Origin of the sequence: Paracrocinitomix mangrovi, from assembly GCF_019740355.2 — a bacterium.
In the GTDB taxonomy this organism is placed as follows: Bacteria; Bacteroidota; Bacteroidia; order Flavobacteriales_D; family Crocinitomicaceae; genus Paracrocinitomix; species Paracrocinitomix mangrovi.
On sequence record NZ_CP091819.1, the window covers coordinates 2,808,492 to 2,827,150 of the forward strand.

An 18,659-nucleotide genomic window follows, 5' to 3' on the forward strand; every position below is an offset into this window, starting at 1 on the left:
GACTATAGTATATATACATTTGTACTAAAATTAATGAAATGGCAACAGTAAATTTAACAGCGGCAAAGTTCCGTGACGAAATATTTGATTACACTACTAGCAATGAGTGGAGCTTTAAAGGAGATAAGCCAGCCATCATTGACTTTTATGCAGACTGGTGTGGACCTTGTAAAATGGTAGCTCCGGTTTTGGAAGAATTATCAGAAGAATATAAAGATCAGATTACGATATATAAAGTAGATACTGAAGTTGAGCAAGAATTAGCAGCAATTTTCAGAATCAGAAGTATCCCTTCAATATTGTTTATTCCTAAGGAAAAACAACCAATGATGCAGGCGGGTGCTTTACCAAAAAATGCTTTAAAAGAAGTAATTGATAAAGAACTTTTGGAGGTTTAATTAGTTAAGATCGATTATTAAATTAAATCGGGCCCTCTCTTTTGAGTGAGCCCGATTTTTTTTGAGAAAAGTATTACTGTACTGTCAAAGTAAGTGCAACCTGATTGGTTAAACCGTCTCTGTTGGTAACAGTAAATGTATACTTGTTTGTTTGTCCACTAACTGTGTCCATGGTAGTGTTGAAGTCATAATCATACATGTCTTCTTGACTTGCGTCTAGATCAACATTATATATAGACGTATTGGCACCACCGTCAACTGATTCTGAGATGTCGAATTTTTTCAAAACATCTTTTCCTTCAGTTTTTTCAGCTTCAATTCCAATTGTTACAGCTGTACCTCCCGGTAGAGTTGCATCAGCAGATGTATAAGTTCCACCGGTTTTAAACATAATTTCCGGTAATTCTCCTTCATCTTTTTCGCATGAATTAAAAGCTGTCATCATTAATGCACTTAGTGCTACTGTTTTAAATATTGTTTTCATTTCAGTGTTTTAAAATTTAAATTGTCTTTAATAATTAAGCCAGGTTTAGTTTTTGCTGAAATGAAGGGCACTAAGGTGGTGGTCTTTTAATGTCTTTTGATACGGATATGTATAAAGGGTCTCTGTTATAAATACTTTGTTTTTTCTTTTTTAATTTGAGCAAAGATTTTATTTCCAATAATGCATAATTCTCAGGGTGAATTTTTACCTCGAAATTTCTTGTAGGTTCTGCGTTTGGATGGTTTCTTAAATTTGTTTCACGGATATCCTTTATAGATTCAACTATTAGTTGTCCATTGACATTTTCCATTTCAGTGATGTCATATAGCACACCTTGAAACTCAAACTCCTTCATGTATTTCACCCAATGAATTTCTGTCATGCTGTGAAAGACAAAAGTTTGATGGATGACATTTTTATGTTTAACTGCGACAAACATTTCTCTGGCATTACTATGTGTAGTGCTGATTGTGATTAATAAAATCACCAGAAACCATATGTTGCGAATTTTAAATGTCAATTTACTTTTTCTTAATCCAGCTTATTTTGGCGTTTAACATGATGCTTCTTCCTTGATTTAAAAGTCCTAATGATTTAAATCTTGAAAGGTGATTGTAATATGATTCGTTCAACAAATTTTTCCCACTTAAACCTAAGTCTAGTGTGAAATGATCTTTCTTCAAAGAATAGATAATGGCCGCATTAAAAAGATAATACTGAGGAGTTCCAATTTCTTCAGTTGCCAAATGATATTGGTCAGCAAAGTATTCACATTCTACAAAAGCTTTTAGCTGTTGATCATCCTTTAATTCTGTAGTATAGTTTACAGAAGCTACAGCTTTTTGCGCCGGAATATAAGGTGTAAACTCTCCGTTATTTGCTCTGCTTTCCATTCCGGTATAAGTCGCCTTGAATTGAAGCCATTTTACCGGAGTAATTGAAACTCCGGCTTCAAATCCGTACTGTTTGGTGTCTTTTTGTTTGAATCTATAAACCGGGAACCCAAACCATTGTTCAGTAGTTGGTGCTAAATAGATGTAATCTAAAATGTAATTGTAAAAAGGGCTGGCTGATAGTTTAAACCACTTGTTCTGAACTGAAAACAAGGTATTTCCTGAAAACAGGTATTCGTTTTTAAGTGTCGGATCACCAATTTCATAAGTAAAGATTCCTTCATGCAAACCATCAGATGATAATTCTGCCAGGTTAGGTGCACGGCTTCCGGTTGCTGCATTTAGTTTAACAGAAAAGGATTTTGAATGGTATGATAATCCACTTAAAAAGTTGTAGTAAGGAGCAATTTTCCTGAATGGATACAACTCTTTAGTATCATCATTAATGTTTTTAGTGGTTTTGGTTTGTATGTACTTTTCGCCTATTCCCCATCCATTTTCAAGCGACAAGCCATTATTAAATTTTGTTTCAACTACAGCTGAAATGTTGGCTTCTTGCATATTGGCATCCGGAACTATTTTACGAGCTCCAAAATTGGTGTTGTTCTCAAAAGACCCTAAAGAAGAGAAGATTAAGTTGCTTTTTTCAGAGACTTGCTTGGTGTATTTTACAAGATATTGAAAAGTAAATAAGTGCATGTTTAAACTAATTGCTCCTCCACCTTCATTTTCCATTCTTTCATTTGACTGTATACCAACATTTACAGATAAGTTGGATTTTTCATCTAGATAAATGGTGTTTTCAGATGATAGAATGTTAAGCAATACCAGATGAGCAGGATTAACATCCATACTTCTGCTCCAGCGTTCATCTTCCTCAATAAATGAATAGGCATCTTGAAAAATGAAACCAAAACGGTTGAAAGAGCTCATGTAATGATTATTAGAAACCCAGTTATTTTTCTTAAAACCATAATCTGTTTTAAGATAATAGCCGTCAAATCTGCTATTTACAATTCGTTGATTGTTGCCATCTGTATAATCTGCGTAATTATCAATTCCTGCCCTAATTCTCCACCAGTTTTTTCCATTGTTAGTTTTGTATCCAAGCTGCAATTTTCCACCCAATGAATTTGTATTAATTCCTGTGGACACATCAAAAACAGAATGATTAAGTGGAGCAGGAAGCTCTTCAATTAAATTAATAACGCCGCCCATGGCTTCAGATCCATACAGGATGCTCATTGGTCCTTTGATGACTTCAACTGAGCTGAGTCCCATACTACTTAATCCCAAACCATGTTCTTCTTGCCATTGTTGGTTGTCAAACTTTAAACCGGACATTAATACGAGAACACGATTACCACTTAAACCCCTAATGATTGGTTTTGAAATTCCATTTCCACTGGATAAAACTTCAACGCCAGGTTCAGATGCAATGGCTTCTGTTAAATTATATGACCCTAAAAGACCCATGCTGTCCACATCAATTTTACTGATGTTTAAACTGGTTTCTTCAATTTGATGATTTCTATATGAAGTAACGACAACAGGTTTAAAGGTTTTTGGTTGCAGTGTGTCAATTTTTTGACTAAATCCCATTGCAGGAAACAACAATAAAATTGTAACAAAGTGATTAAGTTTCACTTTGATAATATTAGAATAGTATGTCTGAATTTTTTGTTGTATCACGCAATGATTTTAAAAAGTGTAGAACACTTGAAAATAATCTGACTTCAGTCGTTGAAGCCAAAATCTCCATAAGGGAAATGTGATACTATGAAGGAATTTTTAAACTACAAAAACGGATGTAGATTGGAATAACGGTTTTGGAATCACCCGAACCGAATTTTAGCTGTTTATGCTGAGAACAGGAATTTCCAAGTGAATTTTGAAGAGAAATAAAAGTAAGAAGACCCTCATCATGACTGTCTGAATCTTCTTCGTCTTCTTCTTCATCCTCCAGGTTATTATTGTCAGTTTCATTTTCTTCTTCTCCCTCACCATACGGTAAATTATGAGATTCAGAAATGCTTGAAACATCCTCAACTAGAGAAAAAGAAATTTCAAAATCAAGATTGATTTCTTTAATTTCACTTTGTCCAAAAACTATTGCTGAGGTTGAAATGAAAACAACCAGAATTAGGAATCTGAAAGATGCAATGCTATTTTTTAAAAGGTGAGTCAAATCAGCATTTTAGTGGCCCCAAATTACGAAAAAAAGAAGTTTGGTAATAATACTTACTTAAAGATCTTCTTCCAACAGAAATAAAGGCTGACACTGGTTACCGCAAATACAATGAAAAAGTAAAGCGCTTGAGTAGTATCTCCCAGTATAAATTTCCCGGTGCAAAAGAGTGCTGAATAAATGGTGATTGTTCCTAATACCATGCTCAGTACTTTATACCCCATGTTTTTAAATTTGCCTTCATCCGCAAATGCTCTTTTTTCAAATTCAGGATTTAGGTGCTTATTGTTTTTGGTGATAAATGTAACTGCAACCCAGGCTACAGTGGTAATTAGAATTCCACTTAGCAGTTTGGTAACTGCGTCAATTTCCATTAGTTCATTTTTTTCTGCAGTAAAGAAAAACATGGCTACAAGAAAGCTAACAGTCATTGCGGTAATTTCACTGTATGGATTAATGTCCTTCCAAAACCATCTTAGAATAAATAACAATCCGGTTCCCGCACCTATGGTTAAAATTAGATCAAACGCCATTTTGGCTTCTTCTAATATTGGAGCTAGTGCAATAGCAAAAACCATCATTAAAACAGTAGATAGTCTTCCAACCATTACTAACTGTTTTTCTGTTGCATCTGGCTTGATGAATCTTTTGTATAAATCATTAACCACATAAGATGATCCCCAATTAAGATGGGTAGAAATAGTTGACATAAAAGCAGAGATCAAAGACGCAAGTACAAGTCCCAGAAGACCTGCCGGTAAATAAGTAAGCATTGCAGGATAAGCCAAATCATGTTTTACTAAATCGGGATTCATATCCGGATATTCGGCCTGTAATGATGCAATATCAGGAAATATAACCAATGATGCTAAACCTATTAAAATCCATGGCCACGGGCGCAAAGCATAATGAGCAAAATTGAAAAATAAAGTGGCCTTTGTTGCATGTTTTTCATCTTTAGCAGAAAGCATTCTTTGCGCTATGTATCCTCCGCCTCCAGGTTCAGCACCAGGATACCACACACTCCACCATTGAACTGCTAGAGGGATAACAAAAGCCATTAACCAAAGCTGTTCATTTGAAGATTGTGAAGGAACAAAGTCTAATTTAGATTGTACAAGCTCATTTGATAAGAGTCCGGACATGCCGCCAACTTCAGGTAAGTTAACAATGTAATAAGCAGCCCAAATTGAGCCGATCATAGCAACAATGAATTGGAAAAAATCTGTGAAAATAACACCTCTTAATCCTCCTAACATTGAATATAAAATGGTAATAATCCCTGTTATCCCCAATGTTTTCCACCACACCAGGCCTAACATTGTTTCTCCTATTTTAATTCCCGCTAAACAAACGGTAGCCATAATAACAATGTTGAAGAATACACCTAAGTAAACCGCTCTAAACCCTCTTAGAAAACCCGCTGCTTTTCCCTGATATCTGATTTCGTAATACTCTAAATCTGTAGAAATTCCCAATCTTCTCCATAATCTGGCATAAACAAACACGGTTAACATTCCTGTTAAAAGAAATGCCCACCAAACCCAGTTACCTGAAACACCATCTTGTCTAACAATTCCGGCTACAAGATTTGGAGTGTCCGCCGCAAAAGTTGTGGCCACCATTGATACACCCAATAACCACCAGGGCATATTTCTTCCGGATAAAAAGAACTCGCTTGAATTTTTTCCGGCTTTTTTAGTTACAGCAACACCAATCAATAGTGTGATTATAAAAAATGAAATGATAATTCCCCAATCTAAAGCAGATAGTTGCATGGCTGTTGTTTTGCTGTAAATGTATATAATTTAATTGATCAGGCTTTCTTGCTCATTTTAGGTTTTGCAACCAATTTTATATTGTTATTTTTGCAGCACTAACTATTGCTACTTATGGAAAAAGTCAGGTTTGTTGTCGGAATTACCGGCGGAAGCGGAGTGGGTAAAACTACGCTTATTGACGGCCTGCGCAAAGAGTTCGGCGAGCATGTTTCCACTTTTTCTTTGGATAACTACTATCTGCCAAAAGACAAGCAGCAATTAGATGAAAACGGAATCATTAATTTTGATTTGCCTTCTGCTTTAGATCTTGAACAAATGCAAAAAGACTTTGACAATTTAATGGCTGGAAATGCCATTCAACAGGAAGTCTACAATTTTAATAATCCATCCAACCAAAAAGAATACCTAACTATTGAACCTAAAAAATTACTCATTGTTGAAGGGCTTTTTGTGATGCATTATGAGTTTTTAAGAGCTGCATTGAATTATTCAGTGTTTTTGTCAGTTGATCCTGACTTACAGTTAGAGAGAAGGTTAATGAGAGATGTTAAGGAGCGCAACTATTCTGAAAAAGATGTGCTTTATCAATGGAATAATCATGTAATTCCTTCGTTTGAAAGTTTTGTTAAGCCATATATGAAACAAGTTGATTTGGTCATTACAAATAATGATCGCTTTGATGAAAATATTCATATCTTAACATCTGTAATTCACCAAAATCTGGATTGATTAGCATAAAAAACTAAGCTATTTAATCATCTGTTAATGAAAAGTACCGCCAGAAAAAGATTCATCTTAGGAGCATCTATCGGTTTCCTTTTATGGATTATAGGTGCGTTTTTGCATCACTTTCAACTGGTAACCGGTTTGGATGAAAGTGTCGTGGCTGATTTTCAGGACAATTATCTGGAAACCTGTGAGGAATTGACCGACATTACACAGGAATTCATTGATAAAACAGAAAAAGTTAAATCAACAAAAGACAAGTTTGAAAAAGCAATAGAAATTGCATCAGACACGGATTTTGAGTTTTACCTCTATAGACATGATTCCCTTATTTTATGGACCAATAATAATCCTGTAATACCGGAAAGAGCGGATGGAAGCTTTTATCAAGAGGAAGTACTTTATCTTGATAATGGATATTATCAAAGTCACGCAGTAGAAAAAGATTCATTCAGATATATTTCCCTCTTTAAGATTAAAAATGAGTACCGTTATGAAAATGAGGATTTAAGCAATAATTTCAGTAAAGAACTAGATGAAGATTTTCCGGCCAACTTAACTTTTCAAGAAACCAAATATCCTGTTTTGGGTGTAGATGGAGAAGTTGCTTTTTATGTGGCAGATAAAGAAGATGTTTCTCCAAATGAAAACACCGAATTGCTCATCTTCTTTGCATACCTCTGTGCCTTTATTATCCTTCTTCAGCTTTTAATTAACGCTTTTCAAAAGCTCCTCATCAAAAAGCCTTTTCTACTGATTGTTTTTCCAATTATTGTTGTTGGATTGAGATACTTGTGGCTTACACTTGGATGGGAAGGGTTCATGAATAATTTTGAACTTTTCAATCCCGAATTATTCGCCTCTTCTCAGTTTGTTCCTTCACTAGGAGATTTGATCATAAACGTGGCAATTTTTTACTTTTTAGTCCATTTTTTATTAAAAAGGACAAGAAATTGGTTCAAACAGGGAAATAAAAAGCTAAAACTGGTATTTTTTGTAGTTCCACTTTTTTTAATGAGTTTTTATGCTGCTTTTAAAATCAATGATATCATCTATAGTTTGGTTTACGACTCAAAAATGTCTTTTGATTTGGAGCGTTTGTTTGACTTTAGCTTATACTCTTTCCTAGGTCTGGCAATTATTGGAGCCAGTTTTTACGCCTATTTCAAATTGTTGCAATACATTATCATCCAGTTAAAGAAAAACGAGTTTGAATGGAACAGGTTAGCCTTTTTATGGACACTATCTTCAGCTACTTATGTTACCATTGACCTAATTTATTTTGATCACTCATTTTTAACCTCACTTTGGCCGGTAATTTTAAGTGGATTTTTGTTGTGGTTTGAGTTCAAAGAAAAAGAGTACAAGTTTGTTCATGTTATCAGTATCGTAGCATTTATCTCCTTTTATGCTGCATATATTTTACAGGGATATTCAGACAATAACGAGCGAGAAATAAGAATGGCTGAAGCTCAAATGATAGCAGAAGACAATGATCTATTTGCTGAGTTTGAGTATGATGATATTGAAAAAGATATGAGTAGGGATCATTTCTTGCTTCCATACTTTACCACAGATTTTGATCAATCCGAATTCTCTGAATATCTTGAAACCTCTTATTTCAATGGGCTTAAAAATGACTATGATCTGACATTTTACCTATTTAATTCAAATAGAAAAATGATTGTTGATCTCGGAAATTATGAGATTCGAGATTACGATAGGTTTGAGGAAATCATTACCGTTTCAGGACAACAATCATCTATTAACCGCAACATCTATTTTATTAAAGATTACACCGATAAGCTTACCTACATTGCCAAATATCCGGTTTATGGTGAACAAGATGACACCTTGTATGGATACATGCTCACGGAGATGAGGTCAAAGAAGTTCCCGGAAGATATTGGCTTGCCATCCCTTTTGTTAGATGGAGGTGCACACGCATATCATAGATTAAAGGAGTATTCTGTAGCCAAATATGTGGACAATAAATTGGTGACAAGAAAAGGAGAATATGCTTATCCAACTATTGGTAATGATTGGAACAAAAAGAATGCTTTTATCAATATGGATGGATATAACCATTATGTGTACCAGGAGGTAGATGGATTTACAACGGTTATTTCTAAAAAGATAAAAACCAAACTATACCTCTTCACTTCTTTTTCATATCTGCTGATAATGTATGGTGTACTGTTACTTATTCCTCTCGGTTATCAGCAATTAAGGGCAGGAATCTCCTTTAAAAGTATCAAACTTAACGTCAAAATTCAGGTTGTACTTATTGGATTAATTTTAACTACACTCATTGCTTTTGCCATAGGAGCCGGAACTTTTGTGGAAGAGCAGTACAAGCAGAGTAATGAAGGATTTATCAAAGAAAAGTTAGGTTCAGTTAAAACTGAACTGGAAAACAAGTTTTATCCTGAATCAGAATTGAGATCAGATTTAGCGGTTTACTTACAGTATTTACTGATTAAGAAATTCTCAAAAGTATTTGCTGTTGACATCAATGTGTACAATACTTCTGGTGAATTATTAGGAAGCTCACAACCTAAAATCTACTCAAACGGATTGATATCTCGTAAAATGAATGCCCAGGCATTTTGGGAAGTTCATTGGGATAAAAAGAGTGAATACGTGCATGAAGAACACATTGGAAACTTGAATTATTTATCTGCATATGCACCTTTCTTTAATCAAAAAGGAGAGTTTTTAGCCTATGTAAATGTGCAGTATATTTCAAGACAAGATGAATTGGAAGATCAGATTTCAGGATTTTTATTGGCCATTATGAATATCATGGTTTTGATGTTAGCTATTTCAACCATCTTGACCATTACCATTTCAAATAGATTAACACGTCCATTAAAATACATTCAGGAAAGTTTAAGACACGTTCAACTTGGGTCCAAATACAAACCTATTGAGTATGATGGATCTGATGAGGTTGGAGAATTGGTAAAGGAATACAATCTCAAGGTTGAAGAATTACAGCAATCTGTTGAAGCTTTGGCCAAATCAGAAAGAGAAAGTGCCTGGAGAGAAATGGCCAAGCAAGTGGCCCATGAAATTAAAAATCCTCTTACTCCAATGAAGCTTTCTATTCAGCATTTGAAGAGAATAGTAAATGTAGCAGATGAAGAATCTGCTGAAAAGTTAGACAGGGTTTCAAAATCTTTAATTGAGCAAATAGATGCCTTGACGAAGATTGCAAATGAGTTCTCCAACTTTGCTAAAATGCCAAAACCAAATGAGGCTGAACTTAATTTGGTTGAAATTGTTCAAAATGCGGTAGCGGTTTTTAATCAAGATGATGATTATACTGTTGAACTAGATATTCAATCAGGCAAAGAGGCCATGATTTGGGCCGACAAAGATTTGTTGTTGCGTGTGTTTAATAATTTAATTAAAAACGCGAGTCAGGCTATTCCGCAGGAAGTAGAAGGGAGAATTAAGGTTAAAATCATTGCTGAAGAAAACGAGTTTATTGTAAGTGTAGAGGATAATGGAGTTGGAATTGATGATGAGGCTAGAGATAGTATATTTGTACCTTATTTTACAACCAAGTCAAAAGGTACAGGTTTGGGCTTGGCCATGACAAAACAAATTATTGAATCAATGTCGGGTGGTATCTGGTTTGAGTCGAAAGTTGGAGTAGGAACAACCTTTTATGTATCATTCCCGGTTTATAACAGATAAGATTGGAAACGTATAGCTTAATCATAGGAATTTCGGGGATAATAATCATCTCTTTTTTGTTCAATATCATTTCAAAAAAGACGAATATTCCGTCTGTTTTATTACTCATTATACTGGGTGTAGTTATCCAACAATTTGTCCCTGAAAAGTGGAATACAGATGAGTATGCCGACCTGGATACACTAGAAATAATTGGAAACATTGGTTTGGTAATGATCGTGTTGGAAGCAGCCTTGGATTTAAAACTGGCTAAAGAAAAAATGGGATTGATTATCAATTCCTTTCTAGTTGCCCTTGTAGCTTTGGTACTTTCATCTGCAGCAATTGGTGCTATCATATATTTTATGGTTCCAAACGCAGACACGTTTCTTAAGAGTTTAACTTATGCCGTTCCACTTTCAATTATGAGTTCGGCCATTATCATTCCATCTGTTGGAGGATTAACCGGAATGAAGAAAGAGTTTATGGTATATGAAAGTACTTTTTCTGACATCCTGGGAATTATGGCCTTTTACTTTTTAATAGGAGCTGAAGAAGGAGAAACCGGAGGAGAAATAGCGTTGAGTATTGTACTTAACATATTGGTGACGGTTGTAGTTTCTATAATCCTGGCCTATGTGCTAACGTACATTTTCCAAAAATTAAAATCTCAGGTAAAGCTGTTTTTGATTATTTCATTATTGATGTTGATGTACGCCTTAGGTAAAAAGCTGCATTTATCATCACTACTCATAATTCTAGCATTTGGATTAGTTTTAAATAATACGCAACTGTTTTTCCGTGGCAGATTAGAGAAGTACATGAATGAAGAAAAGGTAAAGCCTATCATGCATGATTTTCACATTTTAACACTGGAATCGGCATTTGTAATCAGAACCTTTTTCTTTGTTTTGTTTGGAATGTTTATCACTTTAGATACCATTTTTAATCTCAATGTGACCCTGGTAAGTTTGGCAATTTTGGGAGCGTTATTTGGAGTGAGGTTCTTGGTGTTAAAGTTAATTGTACGTACAGATATAGTTCCTCAACTGTTCCTGGCGCCTAGAGGGTTAATCACTATTTTATTGTTCTTTGTTATTGGGGCGCATCCTTCATTTGTTATTAAGGATTTTAATCCTGGAATATTGTTGTTTGTTATTATGATAAGTTCTTTGATAATGACATGGGCACTCATTAGGTATAGAGGACAAAAAGTGGCAGATGTGATTTTTTCTCAATTGCCAGGTAAAAGAATTGACGAAGATAATGACGGCATCAATGATGCAAGTGAAGATGATGTAGAAACCAATGTAGAGAAGCAGGATTTTAACAACTTCTAGTTTTTCTTTTTCACTTCATTGCTTTCCTCAGTTTCAACCTTAGGTTTTTCTGGAACAATTTGATAGTTGATAATGATTTTAGGGGCAGCTTCTTGTTGCTTTGGTTGATAGCCTTCTTTCCAGTATTCTTCTTCCGGTTCAATGCCTAAATCCTCTTCAATTTCATACATCAACTTTTTTGGTTGAGGTCCATTTTTTCTATAGAAAAGAGCAATCATTATCCCTCCAATAAAACCAAATGCATGAGCTTCCCATGATACACCGGGTTGATTAGGGAAAATGCCCCATACTGTACTTCCGTAAAGAAAAACAACAACTAAAGAAACAGCTGCCACACGCATGTTTCTCCTCAAAAATCCGCTTGTGATTAAAAAGGAAGTCATCCCGTAAATAACACCACTCATTCCAATGTGATAGCCATTGTGTGCAAATAGCCATATGGTAGCTCCGGTAAACAAATAAATAAAAACAAATGCTTGTGCTGCAATGGTTCTATAATGATAAAACATCATCCATGTTAGAATTAATGTAGGTACCGAGTTATTAATGATGTGCGCAAAATCTCTTGTGCTGTGTAAAAAAGGAGAAGTTATAATACCTATTAGTCCCTTTGCAGTTCGTGGATAAATCCCGTATTTGTACCAGTCTAAATCAAGCGCATATTCAATTGCAAATACAGCCCACATAAGGGCGACCAATGAAAGGGCTATGCCAAATGAAATGCGTGTGATTTTAAGCTGAAACATAGTCTGCAATGAGCAATTACCAGGCCGTGCTTAAAATTGTGACAAATAGGCAGAAAAAGTGTTTTTCCTTATTCTACTGTTACAGATTTTGCCAGGTTTCTAGGTTGATCCACGTTACAGTTACGCATTACAGCAATGTGATAAGAAATCAATTGGAATGGTATAGTTGCTAAAATTGGTACCAGGATATCATCTGTTTCTGGAATTTCAATTGCATGGTCAGCAATTTCTTTCACTGAAGTATCTCCTTTGGTAACAATGGCAATGATTTTACCTTTACGCGCTTTTACCTCCTGAATATTACTTACAACTTTTTCGTAGTTAGGTCCACTGGTTGCAATAACAAACACAGGCATTTCCTCATCAATAAGTGCAATAGGCCCGTGCTTCATTTCTGCCGCCGGATATCCTTCTGCGTGGATATAGGAAATTTCTTTCAACTTTAATGCTCCTTCTAAGGCAATTGGGAATGAACTTCCTCTTCCAAGGAAAAGAGCATTTGAAGCGTCTTTGTAGATTTCAGCAACTTCTCTGATGTAGTCATTACTCTCAAGAAGCTTCTCAATTTTTTGTGGTAAAGCTTCCATTTCATTTAACAAGTTCTGGAACTTGGTGTCAGAAATGGTTCCGCGTTTTTTACCAATCATTATGGCCATCATAGCCAATAAAGTTACCTGAGTGGTAAATGCTTTTGTGGATGCTACGCCTATTTCTGGACCGGCATGTGTATATGAGCCTGCATCAGTAATTCTTGATATGGAAGAACCTACAACATTTACAATTCCTAATAAAGTTGCGCCCTCTTCTTTGGCCATTTTCAAAGCAGCCAAAGTATCTGCAGTTTCTCCAGATTGAGAAATAGCAATCACCACATCATTTTGTCTGATGATCGGATTTCTATATCTGAATTCTGAAGCGTATTCTACTTCAACCGGAATTCTTGCCAATTCTTCAATATAATATTCACCTACCAATCCGGCGTGCCATGAAGTACCACAGGCAACAATTACAATACGGTCTGAATTGGCAATTTGATCTTCGTAATCTTTCAAACCTCCTAAAGAAATCCAACCCTCAGAAGCATTTAATCTCCCTCTAAAAGAATCGTGAATAGCTCTTGGCTGTTCATAGATTTCTTTAAGCATAAAATGGTCATAACCACCTTTTTCTAACTCCTCAATTTGCAATTCCAATTCTTGCACATATGGAGATATTTCTTTATTGCTGATGTTGACAATTCTCAAACCATTGTGTCTGTCTACAATGGCAATTTGTTCATCCTCTAAATACACCACATTTTTAGTGTATTCAACAATTGGAGTAGCATCAGATGCGATATAATATTCATCTTCACCTAATCCAATAACAAGTGGTGAACTTTTTTTGGCAGCAATTATTTTATCCGGATCGTCTTTTGAAATAACAACTATTGCATAGGCTCCATGAACTTCTCTCAAAGCCATTCTGACAGCTTCTTCAATTGAAACCCCACTGTTGTTTTTAATTTCTTCTATCAAATGAACCAATACTTCGGTATCGGTTTCAGTTTTAAACTCGTGCCCTCTTTTTGCAAGAGATTTTTTAATTACGTCGTAATTTTCAATGATTCCATTATGAACCAAAACCAAATTACTGTCGCCACTTGAATGTGGGTGAGCATTTGTGTCATTGGGTAAACCATGCGTTGCCCATCTGGTATGTCCAATCCCAACCGTTCCTTCTGTTGACAGACTTTCAGCATAATCAACTAAATGTTGAACTTTCCCCTGCTTTTTATAAACTTTTAAATCGCCTTCATCCAGTAAAGCAATTCCTGCACTGTCATATCCTCTGTACTCAAGTCTGCTAAGACCTTTTATCAAAATAGGATAAGCTTTTTTATCCCCAATATACCCAACAATTCCGCACATGCTGATTGAAAATTAATAATCTGTATAAGTAATTTCTAAACGCGCTCTATTTTTTAGACTGCTATTTGGTCCATTAAAAATAACTCTTTCTATAGATGAAGCAAAGAAACTTGGAGCGTAAATTCGATAACCTTTATTCTCTATTTCACCATTTAATATTGCTTGTATTTCTAATGTCAAATTAAATCTATATTCCTTCGCCGATTCACTATATGCAACGGTACTTGAACTCAAAGAGTTGGAAATATTGTAGTCTAAAGTGAATTCAGAATTGTTTTTATCTACAATTCTTGCAATGAACAATGTTTTAGGAGGATCATAACTATCTGATACAAAGTTTTGTATTGGTAAAATTAATTGGGCTTTATTGATAATTTTTCTATCCTCATTCCCCAGTGAATCTTTGTTCAATTCTTTGATATGAGGAAGTTGAATTACGGCCCATGCAGATCCGCCTTGAGTATAAAACTCATTTTGCCCATTAGTAGAATCTACCAATACATCATAAACAGATGTACCGGTTCGGTTATATTCTATTCGGTTATATCTGGCAGCAGAACTATTGATATTAAAGTCGTATTCTTTTGAAGTAGGGTCACTTACTGTATGGAAATATAAAGTAACCTTAGACAATGGGTTTTCTAATGCAAAGTATAAAACACTTCCTTGATTTGGTGCTAAACCGCTACCATTAACTTTGACATAAATTCCTTTAAATGCACTAACAAAAGCATCATCTGAAGTCATGTTTCCTGCTTCGTTTATAGCCACAAGTTTATCTCCTAATAATGTTGGGTCAAGGTTGATGCGTAAATGTGCAGACAAAGTATCTCCATTATCAAGGGTGACATCTGACAACACATCAGGGTAAATAACTTCAGTACCCGTAACTACTAAATTGCTGCCTGTTGTATTGGGTTCTTGAAAAATGTAATAGTCCTGATCATCCCTTACTAGATCATCAGTAATTTCATATGCTTCAACTGTAATTGGATCACCTAAATTTGCATACCATTTAATTGATGTGTACTGTAATCCTAATACAACTGAATCAACTATAACTTCTCCGGGATTGGCAGAAAAAGCCGGATTTGAAGAGGATAATCTTAGCTGTGACACGATTCCGCAATCTACTGATCCAAAAACAGGATCATTATAATATCCTAATAAACTAACAGAGGTTTCATCACTTGCCATTGAATCAAGTGTATCTGTATAGGTCAAAATGGTAAATGTATCAGACTTGATGACGTTTAGTCCTTCTCCCTGTAAATTGTTACCAATGTTGGTTTCTTCTTTTTTACAAGACAGGGTTAACACTATGCTTATAAAAAAAGTAGCGGAAAGTTGAAAAACTCTCCGCTTACTCATTATTGTAATTTTGTTTCTTGACATTAATTTTCAACTAGTTCCTCAATGATTTGATCATAAAACTCATCTACTGGTTTAACGCAAGATTCCTCTGAAAAGTATTCAAGGAATGGTGTCCCGGTAGTTTGAATTTCTGACAATAAGTCGTCATGAATGTTTTCAGAACCCTGAACAACACCATCTGACACATTAATTGCCATTTTGTTCAAAGCAACAAAGTCAGTGTCTTTCAACAATTCAATGTCACTTTCATCAAAGCCGTCAAATTTAAGCTTATTGTGGAAGTTAGTATCCCAATTTTTGTTAAATCCTTCGTCATAAATTGAGTAAACAACTTTTGTGTCTTCAAAATGAGGATCGTTATTGTAAAGTTTTTTAATGTATAATGGAGTTAAGGCAGTCATCCATCCATGACAGTGAATGATGTCCGGTTTCCATCCTAATTTTTTTACAGTTTCTAATACACCTCTTCCAAAGAACATTGCTCTTTCGTCATTATCCTCAAAATAATCTCCTTTATCATTGCATACTGTAGCCTTTCTTTTAAAAAAGTCTTCGTTATCAATAAAGTATACTTGGATTTTTGCCTGTGGCACCGAAGCTACTTTGATGATCAATGGATGGTCTACGTCGTTAATGATAAGGTTCATTCCAGACAATCTAATCACTTCGTGTAATTGGTGTCTTCTTTCGTTAATACAGCCAAATCTTGGCATGAAGGCACGAATTTCTTTCCCCGACTCCTGGATACCTTGAGGTAATTTTCTTGCTACTTGAGCTATGTCTGTCTGTGATAAAAATGGAGCGATTTCTTGAGAGATAAATAGTACTCTTTTCTTTTCCATAAAGTATGTTAACTGAATATTGTTTACAAAATTACGAAAAAAATGGCGAATATTCAACCGTAAAGTATAGATTTGTCGGTTGCTCTGTACTATTCTGAGCCTCTAAATAATGAAAGTAGCAACAGATATTTCATCTCTTCAGAACATTCTACAGGCTTTAAAATCTAGTAATTCAGATGCAACCATAGGCTTTGTTCCTACTATGGGAGCGCTGCATCAAGGTCATTTAAGATTAGTAGAAAAAGCAAAAGAATCTGCTGATTTTGTGGTAGTAAGTATTTTTGTTAATCCTACTCAATTTAATGACCCAAAAGATTTAGAAAAATATCCCAGAACAGTTGAAGCTGATAGTCAAAAACTTGAAAAAGCAGGTGTAGATTTACTTTTTTTGCCAACTGAAGAGGTAATGTATCCAAACGGAAAACCTACTGACTATCAAATTGATTTAGGTAGACTGAATGAAGTGATGGAAGGTAAATTCAGAAAAAATCACTTTGAAGGGGTGGCAATGGTAGTTGAAAGATTCTTTAGAATTGTTGAGCCAAACAAGGCTTTTTTTGGTTTGAAAGACTTTCAACAATTAGCAGTGATAAAGCGATTGGTGAAATTGCGTCAATTCAACATTGACATTGTGCCGGTAGAAATTGAAAGAGAGTCAAGTGGCTTAGCCATGAGCTCAAGAAATATGCTGTTAAGTGAAGAAGAAAAAAAGCAAGCTTTGGATATAATAAATTGCTTGAATTTTGGTTCAGCTAGAGTGGGTCAAGAAGTAAACCCGCAATCATTGAAAGAGATCATGATTAAGGAGTTTGAAAAAGGGCATCTAAAGCTGGAGTATCTTGAAATAGTAGACAGCAATAGTTTGGAGAATGCCACGAGCTTTGAAGGTTCTACACAATGTTGCGTTGCTGCTTATTGCGGGAGTGTAAGATTGATTGACAATATGAAGTTCAGTTAAAAAATAATGAAGAATAATCCTTACTAAGCTAAATTGGTTATTTTTGCCCCCTATCATTTTTTGAAACACATTTATTATGTCATACTTATTTACTTCTGAGTCAGTATCTGAAGGACATCCTGACAAAGTATCTGATCAAATTTCAGATGCATTAATCGATTATTTCATGGCTTTTGATCCACAATCAAAAGTAGCTTGTGAAACACTTGTAACTACTGGGTTAGTAGTGCTTGCAGGAGAAGTAAAATCATCTGCTTATTTGGATGTACAAGAAATTGCCAGAAATACAATTGCTAAAATTGGATACACAAAATCTGAATATCAGTTTGATGCGAAGTCATGTGGTGTTATTTCGGCAATTCATGAGCAATCAGATGACATTAACAGAGGTGTAGATAGAGATGATCCAATGGAGCAAGGAGCAGGAGATCAAGGAATGATGTTTGGTTATGCTACCAAAGAAACTGAAAATTATATGCCTTTGGCGCTAGACCTTTCGCATAAAATTTTGCAAGTGCTGGCTGATTTAAGAAGAGAAAATAAAGAAATTACTTATTTGAGACCTGATGCAAAGGCTCAAGTAACTATTGAATATTCAGACGATAATGTTCCTCAAAGAATTGATGCAATCGTAGTGTCTACTCAACATGATGATTTTAGCAATAATGATGAGGAGATGTTGGCGAAAATTAAATCAGATATTATCAATATCTTGATTCCTAGAGTAAAAAGTCAACTTTCTGCTGATTTACAAGGTTTATTCAACAGTGACATCAAATATCACATTAATCCTACAGGAAAATTTGTGATTGGTGGACCTCACGGTGACACTGGATTAACAGGTAGAAAAATTATCGTTGATACTTACGGAGGAAAAGGAGCTCACGGTGGTGGTGCATTCTCAGGAAAAGATCCTTCTAAGGTGGATAGATCTGGTGCTTATGCTACAAGACACATTGCTAAAAACCTTGTTGCTGCAGGTGTAGCTGACGAAGTTTTGGTGCAAGTTTCTTATGCAATTGGTGTTGTTGAACCAATGGGAATTTTCGTTGAAACTTACGGAACTTCAAACATAGACATGACTGATGGTGAAATCGCAGCTAAAGTTGCTGAGATTTTTGACATGCGTCCTGCTGCTATTGAACAAAGACTTAAATTGAGAAATCCAATTTATTCTGAAACTGCTGCTTACGGTCACATGGGAAGAAATTCTGAAACTAAAAAATTGACTTTTACTAATGGTGGTCAATCAAAAACAGTTGAGGTAGAAACTTTCACTTGGGAAAAATTAGATTACGTAGATAAAGTAAAATCTGCTTTTGGATTGTAATCAGA

At 35.1% G+C, this 18,659-nt stretch carries 15 protein-coding genes; 6 read left to right on the plus strand and 9 right to left on the minus strand.

Annotated elements, in window-relative coordinates; translation table 11 throughout:
* The first annotated feature begins 38 nt into the window (after positions 1 to 38).
* Positions 39 to 398: a thioredoxin gene (gene trxA / locus K6119_RS12875; protein ID WP_221832309.1), complete on the plus strand. Its 360-nt coding sequence runs from the start codon at positions 39 to 41 to the stop codon at positions 396 to 398.
* A gap of 73 nt (positions 399 to 471) precedes the next feature.
* Here the strand turns inward: trxA and K6119_RS12880 are convergent, their stop codons facing one another.
* The 5 genes from K6119_RS12880 to K6119_RS12900 form a co-directional block, all read right to left on the minus strand.
* Complete coding sequence (locus tag K6119_RS12880; protein ID WP_221832311.1) at positions 472 to 882, minus strand: hypothetical protein; 411 nt, start codon at positions 880 to 882, stop codon at positions 472 to 474.
* 70 nt (positions 883 to 952) lie between these two features.
* Positions 953 to 1,369, minus strand: coding sequence for a hypothetical protein (locus K6119_RS12885; protein WP_221832313.1), 417 nt, complete (start codon positions 1,367 to 1,369; stop codon positions 953 to 955).
* A 34-nt stretch (positions 1,370 to 1,403) separates the two neighbouring features.
* Entirely contained in the window at positions 1,404 to 3,422 is a 2,019-nt protein-coding gene (locus K6119_RS12890; protein WP_221832315.1) for a TonB-dependent receptor plug domain-containing protein, read from the minus strand.
* Between the two features lie 130 nt (positions 3,423 to 3,552).
* Positions 3,553 to 3,963: a hypothetical protein gene (locus tag K6119_RS12895; RefSeq protein WP_221832317.1), complete on the minus strand. Its 411-nt coding sequence runs from the start codon at positions 3,961 to 3,963 to the stop codon at positions 3,553 to 3,555.
* Between the two features lie 53 nt (positions 3,964 to 4,016).
* Positions 4,017 to 5,741, minus strand: a complete 1,725-nt coding sequence (locus K6119_RS12900; protein ID WP_221832318.1) for a sodium:solute symporter family protein — start codon at positions 5,739 to 5,741, stop codon at positions 4,017 to 4,019.
* Between the two features lie 114 nt (positions 5,742 to 5,855).
* Here K6119_RS12900 and K6119_RS12905 point away from each other — a divergent pair, with 114 nt between their 5' ends.
* The 3 genes from K6119_RS12905 to K6119_RS12915 are packed head-to-tail and all read left to right on the plus strand — an operon-like array spanning position 5,856 to position 11,494.
* Positions 5,856 to 6,473 carry a uridine kinase family protein gene (locus K6119_RS12905; protein ID WP_221832320.1) on the plus strand — a complete coding sequence of 206 codons (618 nt, stop codon included), beginning with the start codon at positions 5,856 to 5,858 and terminating at the stop codon, positions 6,471 to 6,473.
* Between the two features lie 36 nt (positions 6,474 to 6,509).
* Complete coding sequence (locus K6119_RS12910; RefSeq protein ID WP_221832322.1) at positions 6,510 to 10,175, plus strand: sensor histidine kinase; 3,666 nt, start codon at positions 6,510 to 6,512, stop codon at positions 10,173 to 10,175.
* Positions 10,176 to 10,177: 2 nt separating this feature from the next.
* Positions 10,178 to 11,494, plus strand: a complete 1,317-nt coding sequence (locus K6119_RS12915; RefSeq protein WP_221832324.1) for a cation:proton antiporter domain-containing protein — start codon at positions 10,178 to 10,180, stop codon at positions 11,492 to 11,494.
* Here the strand turns inward: K6119_RS12915 and K6119_RS12920 are convergent.
* The 4 genes from K6119_RS12920 to K6119_RS12935 all read right to left on the minus strand — a co-directional run bounded on the left by K6119_RS12920 (position 11,491) and on the right by K6119_RS12935 (position 16,366).
* The gene (locus tag K6119_RS12920) at positions 11,491 to 12,240 is read right to left on the minus strand and encodes a rhomboid family intramembrane serine protease (protein ID WP_221832326.1); all 750 of its coding nucleotides are present in this window, start codon (positions 12,238 to 12,240) and stop codon (positions 11,491 to 11,493) included. The two genes, K6119_RS12915 and K6119_RS12920, sit on opposite strands and share 4 nt — an antisense overlap.
* Positions 12,241 to 12,308: 68 nt before the next feature.
* Positions 12,309 to 14,150: a glutamine--fructose-6-phosphate transaminase (isomerizing) gene (gene glmS, locus K6119_RS12925; RefSeq protein WP_221832328.1), complete on the minus strand. Its 1,842-nt coding sequence runs from the start codon at positions 14,148 to 14,150 to the stop codon at positions 12,309 to 12,311.
* Positions 14,151 to 14,162: 12 nt separating this feature from the next.
* A complete protein-coding gene (locus tag K6119_RS12930; RefSeq protein ID WP_221832330.1) occupies positions 14,163 to 15,521 on the minus strand; it encodes a DUF4270 family protein in 1,359 nt (452 codons plus the stop codon).
* Positions 15,522 to 15,544: 23 nt separating this feature from the next.
* Positions 15,545 to 16,366, minus strand: a complete 822-nt coding sequence (locus K6119_RS12935) for a glycogen/starch synthase (RefSeq protein WP_221832332.1) — start codon at positions 16,364 to 16,366, stop codon at positions 15,545 to 15,547.
* 109 nt (positions 16,367 to 16,475) lie between these two features.
* Here K6119_RS12935 and panC point away from each other — a divergent pair, with 109 nt between their 5' ends.
* Positions 16,476 to 17,324 carry a pantoate--beta-alanine ligase gene (panC, locus tag K6119_RS12940; protein ID WP_221832334.1) on the plus strand — a complete coding sequence of 283 codons (849 nt, stop codon included), beginning with the start codon at positions 16,476 to 16,478 and terminating at the stop codon, positions 17,322 to 17,324.
* A gap of 76 nt (positions 17,325 to 17,400) precedes the next feature.
* Complete coding sequence (gene metK, locus K6119_RS12945) at positions 17,401 to 18,654, plus strand: methionine adenosyltransferase (RefSeq protein WP_221832336.1); 1,254 nt, start codon at positions 17,401 to 17,403, stop codon at positions 18,652 to 18,654.
* Positions 18,655 to 18,659: the final 5 nt, after the last annotated feature.

Bases quoted from the DNA above. Each gene is read 5' to 3' on its own strand.
- K6119_RS12930 (WP_221832330.1), bottom strand. From the start codon at position 15,521: ATGAGTAAGCGGAGAGTTTTTCAACTTTCCGCTACTTTTTTTATAAGC.
- K6119_RS12905 (WP_221832320.1), top strand. From the start codon at position 5,856: ATGGAAAAAGTCAGGTTTGTTGTCGGAATTACCGGCGGAAGCGGAGTG.
- K6119_RS12880 (WP_221832311.1), bottom strand. From the start codon at position 882: ATGAAAACAATATTTAAAACAGTAGCACTAAGTGCATTAATGATGACA.
- K6119_RS12910 (WP_221832322.1), top strand. From the start codon at position 6,510: ATGAAAAGTACCGCCAGAAAAAGATTCATCTTAGGAGCATCTATCGGT.
- metK (WP_221832336.1), top strand. From the start codon at position 17,401: ATGTCATACTTATTTACTTCTGAGTCAGTATCTGAAGGACATCCTGAC.
- K6119_RS12935 (WP_221832332.1), bottom strand. From the start codon at position 16,366: ATGGAAAAGAAAAGAGTACTATTTATCTCTCAAGAAATCGCTCCATTT.
- panC (WP_221832334.1), top strand. From the start codon at position 16,476: ATGAAAGTAGCAACAGATATTTCATCTCTTCAGAACATTCTACAGGCT.
- K6119_RS12920 (WP_221832326.1), bottom strand. From the start codon at position 12,240: ATGTTTCAGCTTAAAATCACACGCATTTCATTTGGCATAGCCCTTTCA.
- K6119_RS12900 (WP_221832318.1), bottom strand. From the start codon at position 5,741: ATGCAACTATCTGCTTTAGATTGGGGAATTATCATTTCATTTTTTATA.
- glmS (WP_221832328.1), bottom strand. From the start codon at position 14,150: ATGTGCGGAATTGTTGGGTATATTGGGGATAAAAAAGCTTATCCTATT.
- trxA (WP_221832309.1), top strand. From the start codon at position 39: ATGGCAACAGTAAATTTAACAGCGGCAAAGTTCCGTGACGAAATATTT.